Source organism: Candidatus Thiodiazotropha endoloripes (assembly GCF_001708965.1).
Taxonomy (GTDB): Bacteria; Pseudomonadota; Gammaproteobacteria; order Chromatiales; family Chromatiaceae; genus Thiodiazotropha; species Thiodiazotropha endoloripes.
The window spans coordinates 1,338,686-1,365,652 of sequence record NZ_LVJW01000006.1 but is presented as its reverse complement, the minus strand read 5'-3'; the positions used below and the strand labels follow the sequence as shown (position 1 = coordinate 1,365,652).

Here is a 26,967-nt window from a genome sequence, read left to right as displayed (position 1 = left end):
ACACGAATCCAATTGACCGACCATGGTGTGATTGCGGTTCATGTAATAGGTTCCCACTGATGACTCATTTTGACGATTCCGACCTCACTGGTCTCATGACGCACACGAAATTGACAACAGACCGGACGGGAATCGTAAACATGCAGTCCGCTGCGGTCGATCAGCCAGGCCTCGAGGGCGTAATCCCCGGACATCAGATTGATCGGATCAAAGACCAGCCTAACCCCGTAACGTTTATCCGCGATCGGGTAGAGAGCCAATTGATCGATCAGGGTTGAAACACCGTACACCTGGAGTCCGTCATTACGGATCAACACCAGACCGATATGCACATCATCCGCCGGCCGGGAACCGATATCGGCCTCGACCCGAATCGCAAAATGGTCCCCGGTTTGATAGAGCGGTATGTTTTCCGGTGTGTCGATGCCACCCTCCAGAACCACCTCTGTCAGATAGACATCGCCGGCCGCCTCAGCATCCGGATCGGTACGATCACTGTTACCCGCTTTTTGCCGCTGTCTGACGGAATCCTGGTAGTCATCCACCACCTTGGCAGACTCACCCATACCCATCACCACGCCGTTCTCCAACCAGACCGCCTTTTCACACAGCTCCTTCACTTGATAGAGATTATGAGAGCAGAATACCAGCGTTCTGCCCTGATCCCGAAACCTCATCATTCTGTCCATACTCTTTTTCTGGAACAGGGCATCACCGACGGAGAGGGCTTCGTCCACAATCAACACATCGGGATCGATAGAAGTGATCACGGAAAACGCCAGCCGTACGAACATCCCGGACGAGTAGGATTTGACCGGGCGATGGATGGCGACGCCCAACTCGGAAAACTCAATGATCTGCGGCGTTCTTTCGGCCGTTTCATCCGCAGAGAGCCCCAACAGGGAACAGGCCAGTTGGATATTCTCCAACCCGGAAAACTCCGGATGAAAACCTGATCCCAGCTCAAGGATGGCAGATTTTCTGCCTTCGATATGCAGACTGCCGGTGGTTGGCGTCAATGTCCCCGCAAGTAATTTAAGCAGCGTAGATTTACCCGCCCCGTTATCGCCGATCACACCAAAGGTTGTGCCCTTGGGGATGGTCAAATCGATCGGCGCCAAAGCGTCGACCTGATTATGAAACGGCTTACGCAGCAGCCACTCCTTGAAGAGATCGATCGGTTTGGCGTACTGTCGGTAGCTCTTCGACAGCTGTCGGGCTTCGATCGCAGTCACAGGAAATCCTTCGCCCGATGCTGTAGGCGGCTGAACAGTGCCCCTGTGACAATCATGATGATCATCGCCGAGAGTCCGACGATCAATAGATTATCCACCGGCCAGGACTGCTCAAGAATGACTGAGCGATAGGCCTCAACCAGCCAGGTCAGGGGATTTCCTTCAATCAACGGACGAAAACTCTGCGGGATCATCTCCACCGGATAGATGATCGGGGTGGTGAAAAAGAGCGCCATCATGATCATCGGCAACACCTGACCGACATCCTTGATGAAGACCGACAGGATCGCCACCAGGGGCGCCAGGGAGAAGGTCAACAACAACCGGAGGGCGATCAGTGCAGGAAGCAGTATCAGGGTTTTACCGGGTGGATAGCCCATAATCCAGGCCGCGAAAACCAAAATGACCAACCCCAGAACTTCCTGAATCAAAGTGCCAAAGGCAGCAATTGCCGGAAACACAATCGCCGGCATCTGGGTCTTCAACAACAGATCGCGGTTGTTGGAGAGGCTGCTGCTTGCCTGCTGTAGACCATCCTGCAATGCACTGAAGGGCATCAACGCGGCAAACAGATAGAGCGCAAAATCCCCACTGCCGCCGTCAGGCCGGAAGCTGATTTTCAGAATCCCAGAAAAGACAAAACTGTAGACCAGCAGCAGAAACAGGGGCTGCGCCAGCAGCCACAAGGGCCCCAGCAGGGTACCTTTTATTCTGAGCAGGGTATCGCGCCGCACCATCAGCATGACGCTCTGGCGATGCCGGTAGAGGTCTCGATAGATCTTGAACAAGCGCCTTCAGTTTCCAGTCTAGGGAAGAAAAGGCGCTATGATACATCAGATGCCGATGATTGCCGAGCCAGGCCCACAACTGCCTTTTACAACCCAAAAGTGAGCAGCGAGCATCTGGCCGTGAATGGAGGCTCATCACCGCATATGCTCACCAATGACAAAACCGAATTTACTGTATGGCCCACCAGGGCCTGTCGATTTTGCAGTTCGGTTCATGCTACCGTTCCAGAACTCTATTGATCAGGAACATCCCTTGTCCCTGTCAATACTATCCACAACAGCTAGCAAGGTTGATTTGTGCCGGTTCGACAAAACCTGATCACCGCAGCCCTACTGTTCGGCCTGGTGGCACTGACTTTTTTCCTCAATCAAAGCGCCCTTTCAGGAAACTGGCGTTTCGATGATGGCTGGCTTCTCGACTATGCCAGCCGTTTTTCCCCCTTCGACTATTTTTTCAACCCGGCAATCACCCGGGGTTACTCGCTGAATAACCTGACCCCGACAAATCCACTAATTTTCGATCTCAACCTATGGCTGTTCGGGTTTGATCCAAAGGGATTCTACATCCAACACCTGGCCACCCTGGCTGGTTGTGCAATTGCCAGTTACCTGCTGCTACGCTGCTGGGTGAGTCCCCAGTTTGCCTTCATCGGCGGGGCACTCTTTCTAATCGGCACGCCGACACAGTTCGTCGCCCAGCAACTGATGGTCGGCCACTATGTCAGCGGACTGCTGTTTAGCATACTTGCGATCTATGCGTTTCAGCTCAATCTGAATAGAAGGCACTGGTTACTGACAATCCTGACAACTCTGTTCTATGTGATTGCCACTACCTGCAAGGAAGTCTATTTCCCCCTGCCTTTCGTGTTGTTGCTGCTGCCGGGCCAATCACTCTCAGTCCGACTCAAACTGGCGCTGCCGATGCTGATCTGGTCTGCCGCCTATATGTTCTGGCGACTTGCCGTGCTGGGATCATTTGTCGGTGGATACGATGCAGGTGGTCAGGCATTTTCATTGAGCAAGGCGGTGCAATCCTATGGCGCCATTCCGGAACTGCTGTTTGCCACACCCTACCTGCCTTGGTTACTGAGTCTGATTTTCATTGCACTGATCGCCACCCTGGCACTCAGAAAACGACTCAATATTCCACTGATGGTCGTTGCGCTGCTTGCGGTACTGCTGCCTCTGCTTCCCCTGACCCAGCACCCCGGGATCACCGAGGCCAACCGCTATCTGCTGCTTCCCTGGTGGCTTTTCACGATGACACTGATCATCGCCCTGGCAAACACGGACTCCCTGAACATTGGTTTGAAATCTGTGATCCTGCTGATCTTCATGGCTGCGGCGGGAACTCAGGCATGGCAGGCACAACAGGCCATGCAATCCAGAATCAGTCGGTTCGACGCTGTGTATGGGTTCTTTCTGCAGCCGCCGACCGGCGGGATATTTTACGCCAAGGAGATCAAGGACGCTTACTATCTGGACACGGTACTCAACGGCGCCAGATACGCCCAGGCCAGAGTATCGGGAGAATCGACCGAGAAACTTCCCCTCTTCATGGATTCCCGCAACCTGAGGTCAATCGACACCGAACAGAAAAGCATCTGGCGTTATGACACCGATTGCCAATGTGTACGCAATATTTCGGATCGGATAAAAAGTGGAAAAAAGCCGAAGCCAAAAGCGCCGAAAATCCTCACCGTTGCCATCTCGCCTCCCTATCCCCCACTGTTCGAAGCAGGCCCGGGATCAATCAGTATGAGGTTACCAGGTGAGCAAAGTTTGCAGATTCATGGGCACTCCGTTCACCCGGCCGATGATCTTGAGCATCAGATCATTCTCATCACCCCGCAAAAGCCGAAACGTATCAAAAGCAAGCTCGCAGCCGTTGAAGCTGGGTCGGCAGACCATTATCGCTTTACTCTGACGCTCGACTATGGGGATCGCAACAGCCGGGATCTGGCAGCCGAACAGAGCTGCCTGCTGATCCGCTCCGCCTATTCACCAATCCGCCTGTTGCCCAATCAACAGGCTACCGCCTGCAACGATTTACTGTCTATAAAACCATGACCACCAGTCTCATCAAAACCCTGCTAAACAAGGTATTGAGCCAACAGTTTTTGAGATATCTGCTGGTGGGTGGCGCCTCCTGGTTGGTGGACTTCCTGGTTTTCTTTCTGACCTACGCCCACATCGGTATCGTACCCGCACAGACTGTGGCAAGGATTGTCGGTGCTCTGGTCGCATTCGCCGGGCACAAACTCATTGTTTTCGAGGATCGGCAATTCACCCCCCAGGCGATACGCCAGCAACTCATACAATATCTGATACTGTGGCTTGTTTCGTACACCCTCAGCATCATTCTGCTTTTGGGTTTTATCGATCTGCTGCAGCTCCATCCCGTGGCCGCCAAGCTGATCACCGAGGCTATTATCATAGTGATTAACTTTGTTACGATGAGACGCTACATATTCGCCTCAAAAGCCGGAGCCTGACATGTTGATCTCCTTGGTTGTTCCCATCTATAACGAGCAATCCGCTCTGTCGGGATTCTGGCAAAACCTGGAACAGTGCCTGGCTGGCAGTGACACGCAATTTGAGGCCGTGCTGATCGATGACGGCTCGACAGACAGCAGTTGGGCGGCGATCAAAAGTCTGGCGAACGACAGCACCATTCCGATCAAAGCGATACGATTCAGCCGAAACTTTGGCAAGGAGGCGGCGATACTGGCTGGCCTTCGCGCAACAACTGGTCAGGCTGCTGTCGTGATGGATGCGGATTTGCAGCATCCCCCAGCCCTCATCCCGCAAATGATTGAACACTGGCAGAGTGGAAAAATCAAAGTGGTTGAGGCGGTGAAACGCAAACGCCAGGACGAATCAGCCCTAAGACGCCTGGGTGCACGACTCTACTATCGGCTGTTCAATCTCTCCAGTGGCATGAAACTGGATGGAGCCAGTGACTTCAAACTGCTCGACCGGGCGGCAGTCGATCAATACATCGCACTACCGGAAGTGGGCCGTTACTTTCGCGGCCTGACAACCTGGCTCGGCTTTGAGGCGATCGCTGTCGAATTCGATCCACCATCCCGCAATGCCGGAGAGAGTCATTGGGGTGCGGGACACTTGCTGCGGCTGGCCCGCTCCACCATCATCAGTTTCTCCTCATTACCTCTCAGGATTGTGACCTGGTTTGGATTAGCCGGCCTGATTTTCAGTTTGGCACTGACCATACAGACCTTATGGTATAAATGGCAGGGTTACGCCGAAGCCGGTTTTCCAACAGTCATTCTGCTGATACTGGTGATGGGCAGTATGATTCTGCTTGGGCTGGGACTGATCGGAGAGTACATTGCAGAGATCTACAGAGAGGTTAAACGACGGCCACTCTATATCATTGCCCAATCACTCCCATCCCCAGGAGATATCGACGACACAGACAGAAAACAGGGATGATGGCACTATCGAACTATTGTTATCATCAGACTGTCTGAGTAGACGCTTTATAACCAATGAGCCTCTGAGTATTCCCATTTTCGTCACTCCGACGAATGCCGGAATCCAGGAAAATCAAGCCGATGGATTCCGAAATTCGCCACAATGACAGACTCATCAGAGGATCCTTAAATCCAAACAGGTAAAATTTCAAGACTATGAAAAACAAGTTTCTGATCTTCTTCAGTTTACTACTCTGCTTTGCACAGACCGGATTTGCTGTCGAACTGAACACCCATAAACAGAAGTACAGTTATGCCATTGGACTTCAAATCGGACAGATGCTGACGGCTCAGGACATTCGCGAAGTCGATGCGGATGCTTTTGCCGCAGCCGTAACCGACTTTCTGGAAAAAAAGCAGCCTCAACTCAGCCAGGAAGAGATGCAGGGCGCACTCAGAAAATTCTATGCGGATGCCAAAGCGGCTCGCGCGGAACTGGCCAAGGAGAATCTTGCCAAAGGTGCCAAATTTCGTGAGGAGCACGCCAAGCGTCAGGGTGTGACGGTCCTCAAAAACGGTCTTCAGTATGAGGTAATGTCCCCGGGCAATGGGGCACACCCGAGTGGGGATCAGCGGGTCGAGGTACACTACACAGGCAAACTGATCGACGGCACCGTCTTCGACAGCTCCCACTCAAGAGGAAAACCGACGCAGTTCAATCTCAACAGTGTTGTGCCGGGATTCCGTGAAGCCATCACCAGAATGCAGCCTGGTGGGAAGTGGATTGTTGTGATGCCACCGGAGCTGGCCTATGGCGAGAAAGGTGCCGGCAAAAAGATCGGCCCCAATGAAACCCTGACTTTCGAGATCGAGTATATCGGCCCGGTTGCTGCAGCTCAGCCGAAATAATGACTCAGTCATAATCTATCGGGTTGTACTCAGTGCGTTGTATTTCTCAACGAGCTTTGGCTCACTGACAATACACCACTGAGTACAACCTGGTCGATCAACGGTCAAGTCATCTACAGCCTCTTGCTTACTTAACCGGCACATAGATCGAAGTTACTATTTCATTTGTGTGACCGACTTCGTTTGGATCATTCTCATAGAATTCAAAAGAGGCGGCCTTCTTCTGTGGCTTGATCTTCTGCATCTGCAGGTGGCTATAGGCTTGATACCAAGCCAGCTCAAGAAACTGATAACTCCCTTTCATACTGGTTTTATAATAGCGGCCAGCCGGAAAATGTTTCTGCTTGAACCCGGATTGAGTCACTTCCTGCTTGACCGGCAGAGCCATATCACACTTGAAATAGATCGTCTGCAAGTCAACTTCATGGTAACAGGTGAAGGGACAGCCGCTGATCAACTGCTGATTCTCCGCAGCAAATTCACCCAGCTTCGAGAATCCTTCCGCCATCGCGGTTTTCATCGTCTCCAGGTCACCTTCAAATGGAATGGTCAAGGCCGTTTGTGCAGGCAATTCGACAATACCTTCAAAGCTGAAACTGGGATACTCCGCACCAGGCTCAAGTACGCCACGTAACATCGCCAGGCCGGTATCGTAATCCTTGCCCACATATTCAGCGATTTTTTTTGTCATGAAGCGGAACAGAAAAGGCATACTGCCAGACATATTCCAACGTACCAGTGTGTTGCTATCATCCAGTTGTTCCAGTTCCCACCAGACCTGACTGACCGATTTAAACGGGCGCAGGAACTCAATCTTCTGCTCTATTCTGTTTGAGTCTGAAAACTTCAAATGGGTCAAACGCCCGGCGCCAACCGTCTCGCCATCCCAGCTGTACCAACCACCCTGTTGATTCGGTGCATCTGAATACTCAAGACGGGTCTCAGGTTCATGCATCAACCAGGGACTCCATTCCGGCCAACTTTTGAAGTCTTTTATTTTTTCAAAAACCTGCTCCCGAGCAACCCCGATCGCCAGACTTCGACTCACAATAAATTCACCTTTCAAGGTTGACAGATAGATCAGGGGAACAGCGAGAATAACGACAAATATCACAATCAATACTGTGGCCATAGCGCTCTCCATTAGTGATCATCTTGAGTAACAACTACTACCAGTTAAGCATACGCTCCAGCAGCAAACCCGGTTTAAGTGAGATAGAAGCTCCAACAGCTGCAGACAATGAGCATATCAGTGGCGGCAAATGGGCACCAATCACAGCAAAAACCTGCAAATATCAATGTTGTAGAGGGGGTTGTTTTACGAAAAACAGATACAATGCGTTAAAACGATGAAAGTCGCTCCGCACAATGAGTACAAAGCCAGGAGTCCAGTAATCTGACTGACCATGTCCGGTTATTGGTTGATTCTCTTTTCAACCCGTTTTTTCAGATTGAGTAGATTGACTGTCTCCAGTGTCGGCATGATCTGCAAACCACTGAGACGGATTGATGTCATGTAGATTGGATATTTACTGTCGCTTTTTCTTAAACTGTTGATGTACTCAGCGACTACCGTATAGAGCGCATCACCATACTCCATATGAGTGAACTCCCGTTCACCACAGATCAGTGAGACCAGTTTTGCATCCGCATCGGTGCCGTCAGCCACCAATACAACCTCCATGTAATCATCCGAGCTCTTCAGCGGTACACGGCGCTGATTGATCCGCCACTGACCGCTTTTTCCCAGAATCAACTCATAGAACTCCGGTTCAGCCAGCAGATCACTCTCGCTGCTTAGTACCAGATTTCTGAGCTGTTGCAGGCTATTCAGAAAACGCCGCTGCTGCAACATCAAAAAGCGCGGGCTGTCGGCTTTCAGGGACTGTTTAAACAGAGAGCCTTGCTCATCAAGAATATGGATATCGATGCCATGAGGTGTGACCTGAAAAAAGAGCTGAATCAAATCCGGTTTGTTACATTCATAGAGTAGTGGATAGGGACTCTCCTCAAGCACTTCCGCATCGAACCCCAGAGGGCGGAATACCTGTTGTGGCTGCATCAACTCCTCCAACAGACTCTCAAACGACTCAACACTGCGCCAGATAAACTCTTTCTGTTTTTTCTGAACTATGTAGAAATCCGAACCCATTCTGAAAAGGTAACGACCATAACTGAAAGACTCCTGCCTGAATTTTTTTATGACATGTTCAAACAGTTCATTGACCCGGTAGCCGATCTGACTGCCACGCACACCAGAAAAACTGAAGGCGCTTATTGTTGGCAGTTTATCCATCTCATTGCTCGGCATATTCAACACGCTGCACAGCGCATCCATCAATCCTTCCGGTCCCTCATGCCGGGTTACCAGGATTTCCCCCCAGCTGGTCAACACCATCTTTTCAAGATTGATCACCAGATTGGACCTGGCAGAGGCAAAGCTCAGAGGATCGTGACGCTCACTGGTCAGCTGTTTGCCCTCTCTGGTTAAAAACTCCATGGGATCGGTACCGATATTGAGAAACAATCCTACGGAAACCGCATGGGCAGGCATCGCTAGTGTTTTCATCCCCGCTGAAGGCGGCATCAGGTCAGGAAACAGTTTGGCAATACTGCGTTGCAGAGAGAGCAGTTCTTTTCTTGTCAGCTCGGAGTCTCCTGATACCAGAACAATTCGGGTATGCTTTGACCAGACCTGATTGACATGACTCCACACCAGAATTTCTATCAGATTGGTGGAGATTTTGATCGGCCGCTGTTCAAACAGATGCTCATCTTCGATATTACCGCGATAGAGCATCCAGGCCGTACTGCCATCCCGGGCAGGCCGGTAACTGAGCGTGAGATAATCCTCAGAAAGATTCTTCGAGATACCCGGATTGATATGATCAATTTTACCCGGTCGATGATCCAGGGCTGTATAGAGTTTTCGCCCCAGCAGATTGAGTTCATGGGGGTCAATATGACTCTCTTTGGCAAATTTTCTGGCGAAGTCGGTAAGCAACCGATAGCTGCGGGTCAATACACTGACCAGTGCATTCCGCTCTTTGATCACTCGGTCAATTTTCCATTCCGACCGGGTGTCGAGCATCTGCAGTTGAGTCTGACTCCAGCCCCACTGCCGGGTCAGTTTGAGCATCATGCGACCGCGCCAGTTACCCTGCCCCTTCCTGACCTGACTCAGATGCTCTCCAACCTTGAAATAGAAACAGCGACGGGCCAACTCCAACCTGTCGGTATCTTTGTTAGCCTTTAAAAATTCTTCGACCTTCTGATAGAGCAGGATATAGGCATCCAGCATATCGATATCGGTTTCACCGGCATAGATCGCCTCTTTTGCCTGCTGGGCCAGCCATTTCGGATGGGGATAGTGGTGGCTGTACGCCTCCATGAGAAAAATCTTCAGGATCGATTTGTAGGGAGAATCGATGCCTTTATAGAGCTGCCACAGCGCAGCGCCGAAGAACTCCCCAGCCTGAACCCGATTCAAACCTCCCAGGTCAAACACCTCTGTGGCCTTGACGAAACGATGGGACAGCAGGTACTCGACATAGGTTTGATACTCCTCCTCCTGTTCAGGCGGCACCAGCCACCAGAGTGGGTAACGTCCAGCCAACAGTACCGCACTGCGATAGAACTCTTCGAGTAGCAGGTGGTGCTGGGTTGTACCAGTGCTCTCCCGGGACAAGCGGGACTTCTCGCCGCGCCGGAAACGCTCCGGATCGATCAGAAAGATATGCAGCTCCAGGCTCAGTTCAGCCGCCTCCTTTTCGATCAGCTTTACCTTCTGCTGCAGTTGATCCCGCTGATGTTTATTCAAAGCCGGATCGTGACAGAGCCAGAGATCGAAATCACTGCCAAACGATTGGCCAATGGTCCCGGTGCTGCCCATCAGATAGAGCCCATGGATACGGTAGACCCGCTGGGCCCGCTTTTTGTATTTAAAACTGCGGCTCAGTTTTGCCGCCGCATCCAGGGATTTTTTCGAGGGACTGTAGTCGGGTATGCCGGTTACCGTGTCACTGCTGACAAAACCCGGCAACATGGGATGATTGATGTGGAACAGCAGCGGCAGCAGATCGAGAAACTCCTGCTGACTGGGTCGTAACTCCAGATGAATCCGCCTCAGACGTGCCCGGTGCAGACGCATGAAACGTTGCCGCACCTCATTGAGCTCTTTCCGGCTAATGCCGTTGTCGAAACTGATTGCTTGAGTATCAGGCATTCAACCTCCGTTGCAACCTGCCCTGCCTGAACCCTCAATCACTTAAGGCCCGTCAGTTCACTACCATTCAGATCGATTCAATCGTACGGGTAATCAGGCGTTGCGGATCATCACCCTTCATCCATTCGGAGACACCGAATTTCAAAACCGGCACAGGATGACCGGCCAGATCCTTGAGCGCGCCTTCCTGACACTCCTGGACGATCTGCTGAAGTAGGTTTTCGGCATCTTCAATACTGGTTTCCGGCATCACCAGCAGAAACAGCTGGTTCTCAAAACGACCGATCACGTCAGCCCATCTCAGCCGCTCGCGCAGATATTGTGACATCACCAGTATCGATTGATCCGGTAGAGACTGATCCGCACCATCCGGATGAGTCAAACGCATCGCACTGAGGGTAAGGAGATTGCCATAGCGCCGGCTGCGGGTTACCTGTGCATCCAGAGCCTGAATGATGGCTCTGCGGTTGGACATCCGGGTCAGTTCGTCAGTGATGGTGAGATCCTCGACCTGCTTCCGCAGCTCCTCACTCTCACGTTGGGCCATGACCTGCTGACTGACATCCTGATAGAAATGGAGCCAGAGGGTCGCTTGTGAGCCGTCTTCCACCTGCCGGACATCCCGTCGCAACCATCGCTCACCATCACCGTTGAGAGAGAGATGCAGCATATCTGTCTCATCGAACAGAGCATGCAGCCCCTCGGGCAGCGTGTTTTTATCTTTTCCCACGAGCTCATCAACCGAGAGGTTTAGCATCGTCTCCAACGCAGGATTCATCCAGCGTATACAGACATCCTCATCGATTGCCAACATCCCGGTCGGACAAGCTTCAAAAAGGGCTTGATTGAAACTGATTTCAGCCATTTTTCGATTCCCTAGATTCTCCATGATAGACGCTCTAAAGAGCGACATACCATTATTATCGGTCTCTCTGATGTTTACGATGGCAGAGCCATGCTACAGCCTGTAACAGCGACCGGTTTCACAATTTCTTTAGTGATTTTGCAATTCAGAGGGGGGTAGATAGCGAGCTGGGACAGAGGGACCTCCGTCAGCCCATGACAGAACTGACAAAGCTTCAATATAAACCTAGAAAATCAACACGATAGCGCGCCACCACAAAGAGTGTCAGGGATCAATCTTAGCGCACCCGGGTGGGGCCGATGATGGGTAATAAGGATCAGTTATAGACCGCGGTGATACGCCAGTTGGTACCCTGCAGGCTCAAGTGGGCATGAACCGGGCTCTCATCCAACTCACCGATGCGCAGAAGCAATCTGTCGGGGCCGTCAAAAAAAGCGTATGTCAGCTTATCGTAGACGCCCCCCTTGTCATATCGGGGATTGTGGGTTCGTAACTGCCTGACAACCCAATCCAGATCGACCATTTCATCCACAGCATTTGAACCCAGACGCTGAATCCCGCTCTGCAACCAATCGATGAAGCCGTTGGAGACATCCCCGATATTGCTTTCAACGTTCTTGTTGAGCTTCCGCTTGATCTGCTCCCGTACCGCCGCCACATCGATCATCTGCTGCAGCGCCTGATGGTCATCATGAACCAGTGCCTGTTCCAGACGATAGACCGCCGTGTATGGCCAGGCCAGGAAGACGCCCAGAATCAAAGTGATAAATAGGAGTAACGCTTTCATGATAATACCGATCCAAATCCTGCACGAAAAACTGCAGCGGCTAATTATAGTGCATATGGATCAGTATCTGGCAAGGACGGGGCTCAGACCCAACGAAACCTGCTGCTGGATAATCAACCCGGAAATTGATCAGAGTCGGCTTGCACGCCCCTGAAAACGGACGCAGCATCCACTTGGAGCAAAGCCATAGACTCTTTGCCCAAAAGTCAGCGGATCTAGCGGCTTCAGCGGATCGACACGAATCAACCAGGGCCGAATCAGTGTCACATCAACCGCTGTAATTCACCGAATCCATGAAACCGGCCTGAGCCTGACGAGGCCAGACATCAGGCATTATGTATAACTAATGCTTCTGATGACTGCGCTGAGGTCGTTCCTCACGAGGCTTCGCCTCATTGACGCGCAGACTGCGTCCCCCCATCTCTTTATCGTTCAGCGATTTGATCGCTGTTTCCGCATGGTCTGTATTTGGCATTTCAACAAAACCAAATCCTCTTGAGCGGCCTGAAAACTTATCCATAATGACATTGGCGGCTGAAACATCACCAAACTCTGAGAACAGCGTTCTCAATTCGTCATCCTTAACGCTCCAAGGCAGATTTCCAACATAGATGTTCATCATCAACTCTCAAAAAACGTGCATGTATCAAAATCTACGCGCAGCGGCCATACCATGCACTAAAACAACCGGGGCGTGGGGTCAATCACTGACCATGTTTCTGTCAAAAAAAACCGAGTATTTGAACAGAAACCCTTCCTTTCTGAGTGACACTTTAGTCCTTTTCTTCGCTTTGTACAGCCTCTAATTGCTCACTGGTCTCGAGCCAGCGTTCTTCACAATCGTTCAATTTACTGTCTACATCGCGTTTTTCCGCTAGCCAACGTTTCAATTCCTCTTTACGCGACTCATCGTAGAGCGAATTATCGCCCAACATGAGTTCGATATCCTTTTGCTTTTGTTGCAATTGTTCAATTTGATCTTCATATTTCCCCAAGGCCTGCCTGAGTGGCTGCAACCGCTTACGCTGCTCGGCCTCCTGCCGTTTACGCTCTTTTCGGGTGACGGCGCTGTGATCACTGGATGTGGTCTGTTGCGACCGACTGTTTACTTCCCGCCGCTCTGAAGCCAACCAGTTCGGGTATGCATCCAGGTCACCATCAAACAAGCCGACCCGATTCTGATGTACCAGCCAGAGCTCATCCGTTGTAATTCGCAACAGATGGCGATCATGAGAGACGATCACCATCGCTCCCTGAAAATCCTGCAGTGCCTGCCCAACCGCATGACGCATCTCCAGATCAAGATGGTTGGTGGGTTCATCCAACAGCAGCAGATTCGGCTTTTGATAGACCAACAGAGCCAGCACCAGACGCGCCTTCTCCCCTCCGGAGAATGGGGCCACAGGATCGAGCGCCTGGTCACCGTGAAAACCGAACCCCCCCAGATGGTTCCGCAGTGCCTGTTCACTCGCCGCCGGATCCAGCCGTTGCAGATGCAGCAGTGGGCTGGCTTGTGCATCCAACTGCTCCAACTGGTGCTGAGCGAAATAACCGACACGCAACCCTTGCGCCTGATCATATTCACCACTGAGCGGTTTCAAACTGCCCGCGAGGATTTTAATCAGGGTCGACTTGCCCGCCCCATTGGGCCCCAGCAAGCCGATCCGGTGTCCGGGTTCCAGTATCAGACTGACACCATCCAGAATCGGTCTGTCCGCATAACCGGCAGCGACCAGATTCAACTTGAGTAGCGGATGGGGATTCTTCTCAGGCTCGGCGAACTCGAAATGGAAAGGCGAGTCCACATGGGCCGGACCGATCTGAACCATACGCTGCAGTGCCTTCAATCGACTCTGCGCCTGTCTCGCCTTGGTCGCCTTGGCGCGAAACCGGTTCACATAGCTCTCGATATGGGCAATCTCTCGCTGCTGCTTTTCATAGGCCTGCTGCTGATTCGCCAGTCGGGCCGCCCGAATCTGCTCGAAGCCGCTGTAGTTGCCGTTGTAGAGCTCTGCCTTCTGCTGTTCCAGATGGACAATATGGTCCGTTACCTGATCGAGAAAATCCCGATCATGGGAGATCATCAACAAGGTGCCTTGATAGTTGCGTAACCAGCTCTCCAGCCAGATCACCGCATCAAGATCCAGGTGATTGGTAGGTTCATCCAGCAGCAACAGATCGGAGCGACACATCAAGGCCTGAGCAAGATTGAGTCGTATTCGCCAACCACCGGAAAACTGGCTCACCGGCAGCTCGAAATCCTCACTGGAAAAGCCCAGACCGTGCATCAATTCACCAGCCCTGGAGTTGGCCCGGTAACCATCCACCGCATGCATCGCATCGTGCAGCCTGGCGACCGCCACGCCGTCACCATCAGCCTCGGCCTGATTCAGCTCAGCTTCAAGTTTTCGGTATTCGGAATCCCCATCGATGACATAGTCGATGGCGCTGCGTGAGAGTGCCGGTGTCTCCTGAGCCACATGGGCGATGGCCAGACCTGGCGGCTGGCTCAGATCGCCGTGATCGGCCTGTAGATCACCGATGATCAGGCTGAAAAGAGTCGATTTGCCGGTACCGTTTCCACCGGTGACGCCAACCTTCCAGCCAGCATGCAGGATGAAGTCAGCACCCTCAAACAGCAGCTTGCTGCCCCGCCGTATTGCAAGTTGATTAAAACGCAGCATCTCGTGTCAACAGCCTAATATTTCCGCAGTTGAATCTTCTGCTGCTGATCTTCCCAGCCCAAAAGCAGATGATCCGAGGCGATTGCCTGGATTTTCCACTGACCCAGCTGATCACCGATAACCAACAGCCGGCTCTTTTTGCTCTTCTCTTCCATGATCATTGCGGAAGCTGGCTGACCCTCCGTGAGGATCACTCCAAGCAGTCTGATTTTCGGTACGGCCGGGCGGCTGCGCTGATTGGTTGCCTGCGTCACCTGGGTCTCAAAACCCTGCCGGTCGGAACGGAACAGGGTGTGCTGTGCGATCAGCCGATACTGTTCCGCCTGCTGCCTCAATACCGGTCCACCGTCACGCTCGAGACCCGGCTGACTCTGTATGCCTTCAGCCGCGGTTACCCTCACCGCCTGTTGATGGCGCTCAGGCCAACTGAGCCATGTGTAAGCAATCGAACCGAGCAGAAGTAGCACCAGAGCGCCAGCCAACATTTTCATGACGTCTCTTTCCAGAAGTAGCCGTAAACGTCAAAACGGATATCAAGCTGTTCTGCCTTATCGGACTTGGACTTGGCCGGGGCAGCAATGGTCAGGCGCTCAAAAAACAGCAGAGGATTGCGCTGCTCAATCGCCTGTACCAGCTTCTGCAGGCTGTAGCTGTCACCCTGCATCCGCACTCTGACAATAATTTTTTCCGCCGACTCCTGTTCCGACTGAGGCTCCTGAACCAACTGGGTACTGAGGGCGACACCGCCAGCCGAACCGATGATCTCTTTGATCTGCTGCTGTAACTCCGCATAGGCGATTCCCGGCGCCTCCGCAGTCAGATAGTTCTGCTTGATCAGCGCCGTCAGCTTGGCCGATCCCAACTCCGATCGTGCCGTTGTCTTACGTTCAGCCACCCGCAGATAGTGCGCCGTTCGATGGCGGGCATCCTCCGCCACCTCCTGATAGCGGCTCATCAGACCCTGCCAGCTCAGATAGAGTGTCAGCAGCACCAGCAGCATCAGCAGAAAACTGCCCAGCAACACCAGGTTGCACTGCCTGTTACTCCACACCGGCGGGGTCATGACTCTGGCCCTTGGATCAGATCCATGGTGAGATCGAACTTCTCCTTACCGGATCTTCTGTCCCTCACCACCGGAGATTTAAAGCGTACAGAGACAAACATCGGTGAGGCCTCTAGCCGGGCAATCAGTGCCGAAGCCTGGTCCGACACACCACTGACGATCAGGCTGTCTGAGTTAAGATTGACTCGCTGCAACCAGCTTCCGTCCGGGATCAGACGGGTCAGCTCCAGCAGAATGTCGGATACGGCCAGGTAGTCCTGACGCTGGGCAGAGACCATTCCGATCGCCTTGCGCCGGGCTGTCAGTTGCTCTTCAAGACGCATACTCTGCGCAGCCTGCTCCCGGGCCGCCTGCATTTTATGCTGCAGATCGATGGCAATCTGTCGCTGCTGCCATACAACACCGCCGGCAGTCACCACCGAGAGCAGCAACACAGCCGCCCAGAGCAGCATAGCGGCGCTTCCGCCACTACGGGTGACACCGCTCTGGCGCGGTTTCAGCATCATCGGCAGACTCTCACCGACCAGGCTCACCCGGCCAATCGCCAAGCCCAGCTCTGAGAGCATCCGGTACCAGGGGTCCAGCCGCTGTTTTTGTACCACGGTAAGCTCTCCTGCCAGCCACTCCGTCCCCTGTTGTTCTGTTTGCGGGGTGAAATGGTAATAGACCTGATCCGCCTCAAAGGGTGACAGGCGGTCCATTTCATAACCAAGCACGTCAACAAGATTCCGTTTCGCCGCCGACGGCAATCGAACCTGACGTGACATCACCAGCCGAGGATCGATTTCGATCTGCAGCTCGGGTTTGTCACCAAGGTTGTCGCGATGCAGGAGGGCATTAAGCTTGGCCCCATCCTGTTTTGGTGAAGTGAGCTCGATGGTCAATTCACCATCCGTCGAAAAGAACTCGGCGCCACCGGGTGTCAACCTGAGCTTACCGCCGCTCCTGGCTGCCCCGCCGAAGCGGGCAGCCAGGCAGGATTTCACGGGATCAATGAATTGATCCTGCAATCGCCTGAAAACATCCGCCCCAGCCAGTGCCGCCAAGTCGCTTACTCCTCACTCATCATCAAGCGGCCACGCGGCCGACGAAACCCCGTAGTTTATCTTATCCAGCCTCAGTCTGTCCTTAGATTGTCTGACCAGTGCTTGCGCATAGAAAGGCTGTTTCTCTCTCAGCACTTTTACCAACACCCAGAGCCTACGGCCCTGATTCAGACCGGACGATTTACCGAAACCACTGGAGAGGGGCGAGGCAATCCCTCCCCCTGCAACGCTGCCGACAGAGAGATATGGCAACAGGCTTGTTTTCAGGTCCGCATCGATACCGAGGATCAGACCGATCTCATCCACGCTGCTGAAGGGGGCGTCTTTAGCCCCATAAGGCATTCCGGCCCGCTCATAGTGTTCATCTTCCGCACCATTGAGCCGATGCAGGGAGTCCCTGTCCCGCCAGTCGAGAATGGCATCAACCACATGAGCATAGTGCTCGGTATCCAGTTCGAGCGCTTCCAGAACCGACTTCAGCTGTTGGCCTGTCGCACGGTTCAGGTCGAGTCTGATCCGCTCCTTGAGCAGTCTGATTTCCATCTCGACCCCTTCAAACTGCCACTCATAGGTAATCCCATCGGTGAGCCAGGCGGTCTCCACATCGGGATCGTATCCCCGGGCAGCGCCATAGTGGAATGCCGCATCGGTCAAGGCACGCAAACGGGTCTGATCCAGTTGATGGTGAGCCAGTGTGGTCTCGGTATGCACTGAGGATGAGACCGCAGAGACGATCACCAGTAACAGCACCAGTGCCCAGAGCACCAGTACCAGCACCAATCCCCGCTGTCTGCGCCTCATCGCTGCGCCCCCCGAACCATCACGGTCAACGGCGGGTAGTTCTGTTGCTTGCCGCGCAGAACCAGGCGGATCATCTGCGGCAGTTTTTCACTCTCCTGCCACTCGCTATGCCACTCATCCGGCACCCCGCGTTGAAGCGAGCCATAGTAGGAGAGCTGCAGATCGCTCAATTCAGGCAGCAGCAGATGCTCACTGTAACGGATAGGATCAACCTCCTGATCAGCCGGTTGCCACACCTCCGACAGCGCTGCACGCCAGTCCCGCCCCGCCTCGGGCTCCTGTTCCAGCACCTCCGGATGGTAGAGCCAGCGCTTCAACAGCAACACCTTTTGCTCAGCTTCCCCCAGCAGTTCCAGGCGAAACAGGGAGGCCCCACCCAGACCGGCCTGGGATGCGGTGGGAGCAACCCAGCGGAGCAGCTTTTGATCGCCGTAAAAGAGCGGCTCCGGCCCATCCTCCGTATCGAAGCGTTCATTGAGCATGCCGCCGAGACTCTGCTTCAGATAGTCGAACGCCAGTCTTTGATCGGATTGCCGTGTGGTGGCTTCGGCGGTTGAATGCCAGCTGCGTCGCCCCAGGTCCAGACCGGAGAAGAGCAGCACCATGATCAGGCTCATCAGCACCAGGGCGATGAGCAATTCAACCAGGGTGAACCCGCGACTGGGAGAGCCTGCTGCTGGCCGTTCAGTAGCGCAAACTGGACAACACATAGCGTCTGCCGGTTGCGGTCTCCCCCCAGGAGACCTCAGCTGTAACCAGAAAAGAGGACTCCTGGTAGACACCAGTCTCCAGTGAATTCTCTTCAATCTTAAGTTGCCACTCGTAACCGCTCTCAGAGATACCTTCGGTGCTGGAGACTTGTAACGGGATCGTCACCCCCGCTTGCGCGATCAGCGACTCCGCCAGGGTGGCGGCATGGGAGTGCTGTGCCGCGATCGCCAGACCACGGCTGTTGCTGGAGAGGGTTTGCATCATCACCCCCAGCGTGACCGCCAGCAGGGTGAAGGCGACCAGAACCTCCAGCAGTGAAAAGCCCTTCTGTCGAAAGCTAATGGACAAGAGAGACCCTGCCAGTCAGCCAGTCCACATCGATCCGATGGGATCTACCAGCGTCGCTGAGTGTGATTCTGCCACCGCTGGAGCTACCATCGGGAAAAAAGCGGATGCCGCCCTGTTGCTCGCCATCTGCTTCATCACTGGCGGCAACCAATTTCAACTCGGCATCCTGGGGAATCTCGTAGACCTTCTCTCTGGGTGTGATGGTGTAGTGCTTCTGTTCCAGGTCGAGTAGAAACACGCCCTGCTCACCCTGTGACACAGACCAGCCACGAAGAAATCTGATCGCCGAGGCCATCTCCTGACTGGCCCCTTTCAGCTTCACGCCAGGCAACACTCGATTGATCGCCGGGGGAACCAGCGCCACCAGAGCCGCAGCGATAACCAGCACGATCAGCAACTCCAGCAGGGTGAAGCCTGCCGGTTTCAGGGATGACCCTGCCCGCTCACTCCCAACCATTGATATCCTTGGACTCTCCCTCTCCCCCTTCAACCCCATCCGCACCGAGGGAGTAGAGGTCATAGTCACCATGCTCACCGGGATAGCGATAGATGTAGGCAGCACCCCAGGGATCTTTCGGCAGTTTGGTTTTTTTCAGGTAGGGGCCGTTCCAGTTATCCAGACCGTCCACACGCTGTACCAGCGCTTCCAGCCCCTGCTCGCCCCGGGGGTAGTTACCCGTGTCGAGACGGTAGATATCGAGGGCCGCCGAAAGCTCTTCGATCTGAACCCGGGCGGTTTTACTCTTCGACTCACCGAGTGCACTCATTACCCTGGGCCCCACCAGACCGGCCAGCATGGCAAGAATCGCCATCACCACCAGCAGTTCGATCAGGGTAAAGCCTCTTGCAGAAGCGCGTTGATTCTTAACATTCATCATTCAATTTCTCTTGCGGCCTGTTAACATTTTCTGACAGAGGGATTGAGTCGCTCTGAATCCCCCCACGTTAATCACTATCCACGGGCAGCACAACCATTTGCTGCCTCACATCGATCAGAAAGCCAGATCGTTGACACTCAGCATCGCCAGCAGGATGGAGATGATAATACCCGCGACGATCAATCCCAAGCCGACAATCAGCACAGGCTCGACCAGGGTCAGCAAACGCTGCACGCTCTCGCGCACCTCGCGATCATAGACATCCGCCACATCCGTCAGCATGGTATCGATTTCACCGGACTCCTCACCAACCTGGAGCATTCTTATCGCCAGCTCCGGCAACAGCTTCTGCTCGATCAGCGGCGCCGACAGACCCTTACCCTGCTTCAACTGCTGAGCCGCCTGCTCGATACCCTGGGCAAGATAGCTATTGTTCAGCACCTCCTGGGAGAGCTTTACCGCATTCAGCAGGGTCAGACCATTGTTCAGCAGCGAGGCCAGAGTCCGGGAGAGGCGTGCGGTCTCCACCTTCAGCAGCAGATCGCCAATCAGGGGCAGGCCGAGCAGCCAGCGATCCAGACGGTATTGGTTATCCCCCTTCTCCAGCCAGATACGGAACAGGGCGATGCCGAGGAAAACCAGGGCCAGCAGCAGCCACCAGTAGCTGGTCAGAAACTCTCCTGCAGCTAGTATGATTTGAGTGGCCACCGGGAGTTCCCGCCCCATGTCCTCGAACATCTGACTGAACTGGGGTACCACAAACACCAGCAGCACCATGATGGAGACGACTGCCACCAGCAGCAGAATGGTCGGGTAGATCAGCGCCGACCGGACACTCTCACGCAGCGCCTGAGAGCGCTCCATATAGTCAGTGATGCGCTCCAGGGCCTCCCCCAGCATGCCGCCGGCCTCACCCGCCTTGATCATGCTGACAAACAGCCTGGGGAAGATATCGCGCTGTCTCTCCAACGCCCGGGAGAAGGTGGCGCCGCCTTTGATCGAATCATTCAGCTCATCGATCACATTGGCCATCTTCTGGTCGCTGTTCAAACGGGCCATCAGGGAGAGTGCTCCCTCCAGCGGCATACCTGCCTTGAGCAGGGTTGCCAGCTCTTTGGCAAAGGCAAGAATCTGTTTTTGGCCGACCTTCTTCTCCTGGCCGCTGCGGTAACCAAGCAATCCTCGCAGTCCGGTGACCCGCTTCACCTCAATCGGTATCAGCTGTTCACGCTGCAGCTCGATGATCACCTGGCGGCTCTCTTCAGCCTCCATCTCACCCTGCAGGGTCTCTCCCAGCGAATTACTCGCCCGATAGCTGAACAGCGCCATTACTCATCCTCTTCGCTGACCCGCATCAACTCTTCATAGGAGGTCAGCCCCTGCAGCACCTTGGCCAGACCGTCGCGATACATGGTATCCATCCCCTCCTCGATCCCCTGCTGCTGGATGGTGGATGCGGTGGCCCGTTGAGTCACCAGCTGTCGCACCTGTTCACTGATCAGCAGCACCTCGGCAATATTCATCCGACCGCTGTAGCCGGTTTGCGCACAGCTTTCACAGCCTGTCGGATGATAGAGCGTGACCGGCTCCCCCTCATTGACCAGTCCGGCCTGGATAAAACGTTGCGCCAGGGTCTGATCGGCGAGATAGGATTTTTTACAATGGTTACAGAGTCGCCGGGCGAGACGTTGTGCCACGATGGCATTGACCGTGGAGGCCAGCAGGTAGGGCTCGACCCCCATGTCCAACAACCGGCTGACAGTTCCAGCCGCGTCATTGGTATGCAGGGTGGAGAGCACCAGATGTCCGGTCAGCGCGGCCTGCACCGCAATACGCACCGTCTCCGCATCACGCATCTCACCCACCATGATGATGTCCGGATCCTGCCGTACGATGGCCCGCAGGGCATTGGCAAAATCCATCCCCACCTGCGGTTTGACCTGGATCTGATTGATCCCCTCCAGTTTGTACTCGACCGGATCCTCAACCGTGATGATCTTCACCCCGGGTCGGTTGAGCTGACTGAGGGCGGTGTAGAGCGTGGTGCTCTTACCACTGCCGGTGGGACCGGTAACCAGAATGATGCCATTCGGTTGCTGCAGGGATTGCTGCAGCCGGGTCAACGAAGTGTTACCGAAGCCGAGCCGGTCGAACTCGAAACTGATGCTCTTTTTGTTGAGCAGCCGGATAACCAGACTCTCGCCGTAGAGGGTGGGTACGGTTGAGACACGTAGCTCCAGCTCGTTACCCTGGATCTTTACCGAAATCCGCCCATCCTGAGGCACCCGCTGTTCAGCGATATTGAGCTTGGCCATGATCTTGATCCGGGAGATGATCGCCGCCGTGGAGTGGGCCGGCGGGGATTCGGCCTCGGAGAGAATGCCATCGATCCGATAGCGCACCATCAGGGTCTCCTCGAACGGCTCGATATGGATATCCGAGGCATCCGCCTCAACCGCCCGTTGCAGGATATGGTTCACCAGGCGGATGATCGGCGCTTCACTGGCCAGATCCTTCAAATGCTCGATGCTCTCTTCCGACTCCTGCGCATCGTCCAGGTCATCGACGATCTCACCCATCGCGCTGCGTCCGGCCCCATAGGCCCGCTCCAGGGCCGACTCGATCTCTGACAGGCGCCCCACTTTCAGCGTGACCGGACGGTCGGTGATCAACTGCAGACCTCGACTGATGTAGGACTGTCCGGGGTCGGCCACCGCCACAACCATCCGCTCCGCCTCCACGACAAGGGGTATGGCTTTGGCCTCTTTCAGAAAGCGAAAAGTGATCGCCTGGCTGTGAACCGGCTCTTCCGGGTACTCAGCGGCATCCATGACGGCTGACAGATCATAGATCTCAGTCAGCACCTGCACCAGGTCGCTCTCAGAGATCAAACCCAGATGGATCAATGTCTCGGCTTCACTCTCACCGGTCTCGCGGGAAAAATTCTCAGCCCGGCCATGATCTTGCGGAGTCAGACGACCTGTACCCCTGAGGTAGGTCAATACGCCGGTATCACCAGGCTGAAACTCTTGATCGATTGTGGATAGTGACGACATTGACTCTATGAGACCGGATCAAACTTTAATAATTCTCTGTTACTCAACAATAGTTCACCGGTATTGTGAATTGAGCCGCACCCGGTGATCGATGCTCTATCGCTGCCCGGAATTGTAGCGCTTTTAAAGCAGGCTTCTGGCACTGAGCGGCGTTGACTGAGATTCAATCCAGGGCCTGTACACAGGTTGCTCAGCAAAGCAGTTGGCGCATTCTAAAGAAACCGTAACAGGAATAATAGCCAAAGCTAATCAAACACCCAGGCAGTCTTGATACGACCGACGGATCATCCGCTTGTCCCCCCACAATAGCCCCCACAGCTGCTGACACAATACCGCAAACAAAGAATTTATGCCTTCAAATCAGCTTGTTACATGCTGCCCAACCTGATCAGGCAGGAGCTTGCAGGGGACACAATACCCGATTCTGCCAACTCACTTCGTTCTTCAACCTCAGCACAGCCGGCAGAATGGGTTAGAATGCCCGGCGAACTAGGGCCTGTTAACACTAATCCAGACCCAGCAGGGCGTATTGGATTAGTGTTAACAGGCCCTAAACCAGCAATTTGTGCAGAGGGCCCCAGGAGTGGTTGCATGAGCCGACAGATCTTACCGCGTCATTTACGATCCCAGGGGGTCGCCCTGGCTCATGACGTGCTGATGGTGCCGGTCGCCTGGTTTCTGGCCTTCTGGTTCCGCTACAACCTGGAGGTTGTGCCTGTCTCTTTCTATCAGGATGCACTGCAGGCCCTGCTCTACATACTCCCGGTTCAGCTGGCCGCGTTTCTGCTGTTCGGCCTCTACCGGGGCATCTGGCGATTTGCCTCCCTGCCCGACATCATGCGGATTCTCAAAGCGGTGCTGGTCGGTACCGTGGTCGGGGTGGCGTTACTGTTCGTCTTTACCCGGGCCGGCGGCGTGCCCCGTTCAGTCCCGGTGATTCATGCCATTCTGCTGGTGATGCTGCTGAGCGGACCGCGCTTGATCTATCGTCTGCTCAAGGACAGACACCTGGATCTGGCGCCGGGTAAACGGGTACTGATCGTCGGTTCCGGCAAAGCCGGCGAGATGCTGGCCAGAGACATCCTGCGCAACCGGCGCGGTGACTTCAGACCGGTGGCCTTTGTCGATGACAAACAGCGACGCCAGGGGCGGGAGATTCACGGCCTGCCGGTGGCCGGCACCAGTGAGGATATCCCGGCACTCTGTGAAGAGCTGAGTATCGATATCATCATGCTGGCGATCCCTTCCGCCTCATCCTCACAGATGCGACGGGTGGTCGAGTTTTGTGAATCCGCCGGCGTGCCTTTCCGATCTGTACCCCAGCTCAACGACCTGATGTCGGGGAATGTACAGATCAACCACCTGAGGCAGGTCTCGATCGAGGATCTGCTGGGCCGCAACCCGGTCTCCCTCGACTGGCAGGCGATCGATGCCACACTGGCCGGCAAGGTGATCCTGGTCACCGGCGCCGGTGGCTCGATCGGTTCTGAGCTCTGCAGACAGCTTGCCAAGCTCAAGCCCGCCAAGCTGGTGCTATTGGAAAACAGTGAATTCAACCTCTACTCCATCGAGATGGAGCTATTGAACAGCTATCCGGAGTTGAACCTGGACTGTCATCTCGGCGACATCACCGACCAGGTCTACGTGGAAAACCTGTTCGATGAATACCGGCCTGAAGTGGTGTTTCACGCGGCAGCCTACAAACATGTGCCGATGCTTGAAAACCGGATTCGTCAGGCAGTGCGCAACAATGTGCTCGGTACCCGGGTGGTGGCTGAAATGGCAAACCGATACGCGACGGGCGTGTTCGTCCTGGTCTCCACCGACAAAGCAGTCAATCCGGCCAATGTGATGGGGGCCAGCAAGCGCGGAGCGGAGATCTTTTGCCAGAATCTCAATGCCCATTCAGATACCCGCTTCATTACGGTCCGTTTCGGCAATGTACTGGGCTCTGCAGGGAGTGTGATTCCGCTGTTTCGCAAGCAGATCGAAGAGGGTGGGCCGGTGACCGTCACCGACCCCAGAATGGAGCGCTATTTCATGACCATCCCGGAGGCCTGTCAGCTGATCATGCAGACCGTGGTGATGGGGGATGGGGGCGAGATCTTTGTTCTCGATATGGGAGAGCCGATCAAGATCAGCTACCTGGCCGAGCAGATGATCCACCTCTCGGGGCGCACCCTGGGGCAGGATATTCAAATTGAGTACATCGGCCTGCGACCTGGAGAAAAGCTCTACGAGGAGCTGTTTCACGAGAAGGAAGAGCTCGCCAAGACCAGCCATGAAAAGGTCCTGCTGGCCCACCACCGTCAGGTCGACTGGGAGTGGCTGAACGGTGTCATGCAACAGATGACCACTGCCACAGAGGCGCTCGACAGTCAGCAGTTGCGGGCGTTACTGGGTCTGCTGGTTCCGGAGCATGAAAATCAGAGCAAGCCGGAAGCGTCGAACAAGGCCAGCGCCTGACACAGCACCACTCAGCCATTCAAGTCGGTTACAAGCCAGCCATCCGTTCAGCGCTTGAACTGCATCACCAGATTATCGAGACGCTCAATTGCTTCCGCCATCTCTTCTGTGGCCTGCACACTCTTGTGCGCACCCTCGGAGGTGCTGTCAGCCACCTGGTTGATATTGACGATATTCTGATTGATCTCCTCAGCCACCGAACTCTGCTGCTCTGAAGCGGTGGCGATATGGTGATTCATATCGGTAATGCTATCGATCACCCCGGAGATGCTCTGCAGCGCATCGCCAGCCTTGGCCGCCAACGTGACACAGGACTCTGCCTGCGAACGACTCTGTTCCATCACCCCGACAGCCTGACTGCTGCCAGCCTGCAGACGCTCGATCATCTCTTCGATCTCCTTGGCAGACTGGGTGGTTCTGCTGGCCAGGTTACGCACCTCATCGGCGACTACCGCAAAACCCCGGCCGTTCTCTCCCGCCCGGGCGGCCTCGATCGCTGCATTCAGCGCCAGCAGATTGGTCTGCTCCGCAATGTCTTTGATCACTTCAAGCACACCCACGATATCCGCACTCTGTTTTGAAAGTCGATTGATCACACCCGCCGCCTGCTGAACATCCCCGGAGAGGGCATTGATCGAATCGACCGTCTGCTGCACAACCTCCTGCCCGGAACCACTCTTTTTCTGGCCAGAGCGGGTGGCTTCTGCGGCAAGCACAGTATTGCGGGCAATCTCTTGAACGGTTGCCACCATCTGTGTCATGGCAGTGGCCACCATGGAGAGCTCCTGTTGCTGCTTCTCAACCCCCTGGTTGGCCTGCACCGAAGTACCGTAGTTCACCTGGGCCAGATCCGACAGTTTGGATGTGGTGTCCGAGAGGCGGCCGACAATCGCATTGATCTGTGACGATTGCATTTTCAGTGCCAGCTGAATCTGACCGAACTCATCATCCCGGCCGGTATAGACCTGACGCATGGCTGGCTGATCGTAGACCTCGGCTGCCTGGCTTGCCAGTTTTTGCAGGGGACTCAACAGCAGAGAGTTTACCCCGATCATCAACAGCCCGGTGATGGCAAAACCGAGCAGACCGAGGGCCTCCGTCTCGGCCGACAGGCCAAGCACCAGGGCAGGCAGCAGCGCCAGCAGATTACCCAGAATCAATTTTTGACGCACTCCAATACGCGCCAACAGGCTGGTCTTCAACCCCTTGCCCTGCTGCAGTCGCTGATAGATCCGCTCGGCCCGCTCAATCCACTCACGTTTCGGTTTGTATCTGACCGATTGATACTCGAAGGTCTCACCGCCTTTCAGGATCGGCATCACAAAAGCGTCCACCCAGTAGTGATCACCATTCTTACAACGGTTTTTAACGATTCCCATCCAGGGATTGCCCTTTTTAACCGTATCCCAAAGGCTTTCAAAGGCCACAGGAGGCATATCGGGGTGACGTACAATATTATGATTGTGACCACACAGCTCACCATTGTCGAAGCCGCTGATCTCAATAAAATCCTGATTGACGTAGGTGATGGCGCCTTTCAGGTCGGTGGTCGAGAGAATGTTTTGATGTTGTTGAACTTCCTTTTCCCGGTTGGTCACAGGGTGATTGATCTTCATTACGTTGAGGCCCTCAAAATCTCTGCGAAGTTGGGTTATTGGGACGGGATTT

General features: G+C 54.4%; 24 protein-coding genes. 5 read left to right on the top strand and 19 right to left on the bottom strand.

Going from position 1 to position 26,967, the window contains the following annotated elements; all coding sequences use genetic code 11:
• Nucleotides 1-38 precede the first annotated feature (38 nt).
• Both A3193_RS16785 and A3193_RS16780 read right to left on the bottom strand, forming a co-directional pair.
• Entirely contained in the window at nt 39-1,235 is a 1,197-nt protein-coding gene (locus A3193_RS16785; protein ID WP_069003100.1) for an ABC transporter ATP-binding protein, read from the bottom strand.
• Nucleotides 1,232-2,023 (bottom strand): ABC transporter permease, encoded by a 792-nt coding sequence (locus A3193_RS16780; RefSeq protein ID WP_069003101.1) that lies wholly within the window; start codon nt 2,021-2,023, stop codon nt 1,232-1,234. The genes A3193_RS16785 and A3193_RS16780 overlap by 4 nt, the downstream gene beginning before the upstream one ends.
• A gap of 297 nt (nt 2,024-2,320) precedes the next feature.
• Here A3193_RS16780 and A3193_RS16775 point away from each other — a divergent pair, with 297 nt between their 5' ends.
• From A3193_RS16775 to A3193_RS16760, 4 genes are all read left to right on the top strand, one after another.
• Entirely contained in the window at nt 2,321-4,093 is a 1,773-nt protein-coding gene (locus A3193_RS16775; RefSeq protein ID WP_069015334.1) for a hypothetical protein, read from the top strand.
• On the top strand, nt 4,090-4,518 hold the full coding sequence (locus A3193_RS16770) for a GtrA family protein (RefSeq protein WP_069003103.1): 429 nt from the start codon (nt 4,090-4,092) through the stop codon (nt 4,516-4,518). The genes A3193_RS16775 and A3193_RS16770 overlap by 4 nt, the downstream gene beginning before the upstream one ends.
• A gap of 1 nt (nt 4,519) precedes the next feature.
• Nucleotides 4,520-5,479, top strand: a complete 960-nt coding sequence (locus A3193_RS16765; RefSeq protein WP_083218816.1) for a glycosyltransferase family 2 protein — start codon at nt 4,520-4,522, stop codon at nt 5,477-5,479.
• A 197-nt stretch (nt 5,480-5,676) separates the two neighbouring features.
• The gene (locus tag A3193_RS16760; RefSeq protein ID WP_083218134.1) at nt 5,677-6,369 is read left to right on the top strand and encodes an FKBP-type peptidyl-prolyl cis-trans isomerase; all 693 of its coding nucleotides are present in this window, start codon (nt 5,677-5,679) and stop codon (nt 6,367-6,369) included.
• 127 nt (nt 6,370-6,496) lie between these two features.
• On the opposite strand, the gene A3193_RS16755 is transcribed toward A3193_RS16760, so the two are convergent.
• From A3193_RS16755 to gspE, 16 genes are all read right to left on the bottom strand, one after another.
• On the bottom strand, nt 6,497-7,501 hold the full coding sequence (locus A3193_RS16755) for an SRPBCC family protein (RefSeq protein ID WP_069015333.1): 1,005 nt from the start codon (nt 7,499-7,501) through the stop codon (nt 6,497-6,499).
• A 282-nt stretch (nt 7,502-7,783) separates the two neighbouring features.
• Nucleotides 7,784-10,594 (bottom strand): class I adenylate cyclase, encoded by a 2,811-nt coding sequence (locus tag A3193_RS16750; protein WP_069003105.1) that lies wholly within the window; start codon nt 10,592-10,594, stop codon nt 7,784-7,786.
• Nucleotides 10,595-10,661: 67 nt separating this feature from the next.
• A complete protein-coding gene (locus A3193_RS16745) occupies nt 10,662-11,459 on the bottom strand; it encodes a sensor domain-containing diguanylate cyclase (RefSeq protein WP_069015332.1) in 798 nt (265 codons plus the stop codon).
• Nucleotides 11,460-11,775: 316 nt separating this feature from the next.
• Complete coding sequence (locus tag A3193_RS16740) at nt 11,776-12,246, bottom strand: DUF2939 domain-containing protein (protein ID WP_069003107.1); 471 nt, start codon at nt 12,244-12,246, stop codon at nt 11,776-11,778.
• A 343-nt stretch (nt 12,247-12,589) separates the two neighbouring features.
• The gene (locus A3193_RS16735) at nt 12,590-12,865 is read right to left on the bottom strand and encodes an RNA recognition motif domain-containing protein (protein ID WP_069003108.1); all 276 of its coding nucleotides are present in this window, start codon (nt 12,863-12,865) and stop codon (nt 12,590-12,592) included.
• Between the two features lie 154 nt (nt 12,866-13,019).
• Nucleotides 13,020-14,930 (bottom strand): ATP-binding cassette domain-containing protein, encoded by a 1,911-nt coding sequence (locus tag A3193_RS16730; RefSeq protein ID WP_069003109.1) that lies wholly within the window; start codon nt 14,928-14,930, stop codon nt 13,020-13,022.
• A 14-nt stretch (nt 14,931-14,944) separates the two neighbouring features.
• On the bottom strand, nt 14,945-15,421 hold the full coding sequence (locus tag A3193_RS16725) for a type II secretion system protein N (RefSeq protein WP_069003110.1): 477 nt from the start codon (nt 15,419-15,421) through the stop codon (nt 14,945-14,947).
• On the bottom strand, nt 15,418-15,993 hold the full coding sequence (gene gspM / locus A3193_RS16720; protein ID WP_069003111.1) for a type II secretion system protein GspM: 576 nt from the start codon (nt 15,991-15,993) through the stop codon (nt 15,418-15,420). The genes A3193_RS16725 and gspM overlap by 4 nt, the downstream gene beginning before the upstream one ends.
• Nucleotides 15,990-17,039 carry a PilN domain-containing protein gene (locus tag A3193_RS16715; RefSeq protein ID WP_069003112.1) on the bottom strand — a complete coding sequence of 350 codons (1,050 nt, stop codon included), beginning with the start codon at nt 17,037-17,039 and terminating at the stop codon, nt 15,990-15,992. The genes gspM and A3193_RS16715 overlap by 4 nt, the downstream gene beginning before the upstream one ends.
• A gap of 12 nt (nt 17,040-17,051) precedes the next feature.
• Nucleotides 17,052-17,840: a type II secretion system minor pseudopilin gene (locus tag A3193_RS16710; RefSeq protein ID WP_069015331.1), complete on the bottom strand. Its 789-nt coding sequence runs from the start codon at nt 17,838-17,840 to the stop codon at nt 17,052-17,054.
• Nucleotides 17,837-18,550 carry a prepilin-type N-terminal cleavage/methylation domain-containing protein gene (locus A3193_RS16705; protein WP_071932351.1) on the bottom strand — a complete coding sequence of 238 codons (714 nt, stop codon included), beginning with the start codon at nt 18,548-18,550 and terminating at the stop codon, nt 17,837-17,839. The genes A3193_RS16710 and A3193_RS16705 overlap by 4 nt, the downstream gene beginning before the upstream one ends.
• Nucleotides 18,525-18,899 (bottom strand): type IV pilus modification PilV family protein, encoded by a 375-nt coding sequence (locus tag A3193_RS16700; protein ID WP_162272448.1) that lies wholly within the window; start codon nt 18,897-18,899, stop codon nt 18,525-18,527. Before A3193_RS16700 ends, A3193_RS16705 begins: the two co-directional genes overlap by 26 nt.
• On the bottom strand, nt 18,889-19,356 hold the full coding sequence (locus A3193_RS16695) for a GspH/FimT family pseudopilin (protein WP_069003116.1): 468 nt from the start codon (nt 19,354-19,356) through the stop codon (nt 18,889-18,891). Before A3193_RS16695 ends, A3193_RS16700 begins: the two co-directional genes overlap by 11 nt.
• Complete coding sequence (gene gspG, locus A3193_RS16690; protein ID WP_162272449.1) at nt 19,343-19,777, bottom strand: type II secretion system major pseudopilin GspG; 435 nt, start codon at nt 19,775-19,777, stop codon at nt 19,343-19,345. Before gspG ends, A3193_RS16695 begins: the two co-directional genes overlap by 14 nt.
• Before the next feature lie 114 nt (nt 19,778-19,891).
• Nucleotides 19,892-21,106 carry a type II secretion system F family protein gene (locus A3193_RS16685; RefSeq protein ID WP_069015330.1) on the bottom strand — a complete coding sequence of 405 codons (1,215 nt, stop codon included), beginning with the start codon at nt 21,104-21,106 and terminating at the stop codon, nt 19,892-19,894.
• Nucleotides 21,106-22,833, bottom strand: a complete 1,728-nt coding sequence (gene gspE, locus A3193_RS16680; protein WP_069003118.1) for a type II secretion system ATPase GspE — start codon at nt 22,831-22,833, stop codon at nt 21,106-21,108. The genes A3193_RS16685 and gspE overlap by 1 nt, the downstream gene beginning before the upstream one ends.
• A gap of 591 nt (nt 22,834-23,424) precedes the next feature.
• On the opposite strand from gspE, the gene A3193_RS16675 reads away from it, so the two are divergent.
• Nucleotides 23,425-25,299, top strand: coding sequence for a polysaccharide biosynthesis protein (locus A3193_RS16675; RefSeq protein WP_069015329.1), 1,875 nt, complete (start codon nt 23,425-23,427; stop codon nt 25,297-25,299).
• Between the two features lie 47 nt (nt 25,300-25,346).
• On the opposite strand, the gene A3193_RS16670 is transcribed toward A3193_RS16675, so the two are convergent.
• Nucleotides 25,347-26,915 (bottom strand): methyl-accepting chemotaxis protein, encoded by a 1,569-nt coding sequence (locus tag A3193_RS16670; RefSeq protein WP_069015328.1) that lies wholly within the window; start codon nt 26,913-26,915, stop codon nt 25,347-25,349.
• Between the last annotated feature and the right edge of the window lie 52 nt (nt 26,916-26,967).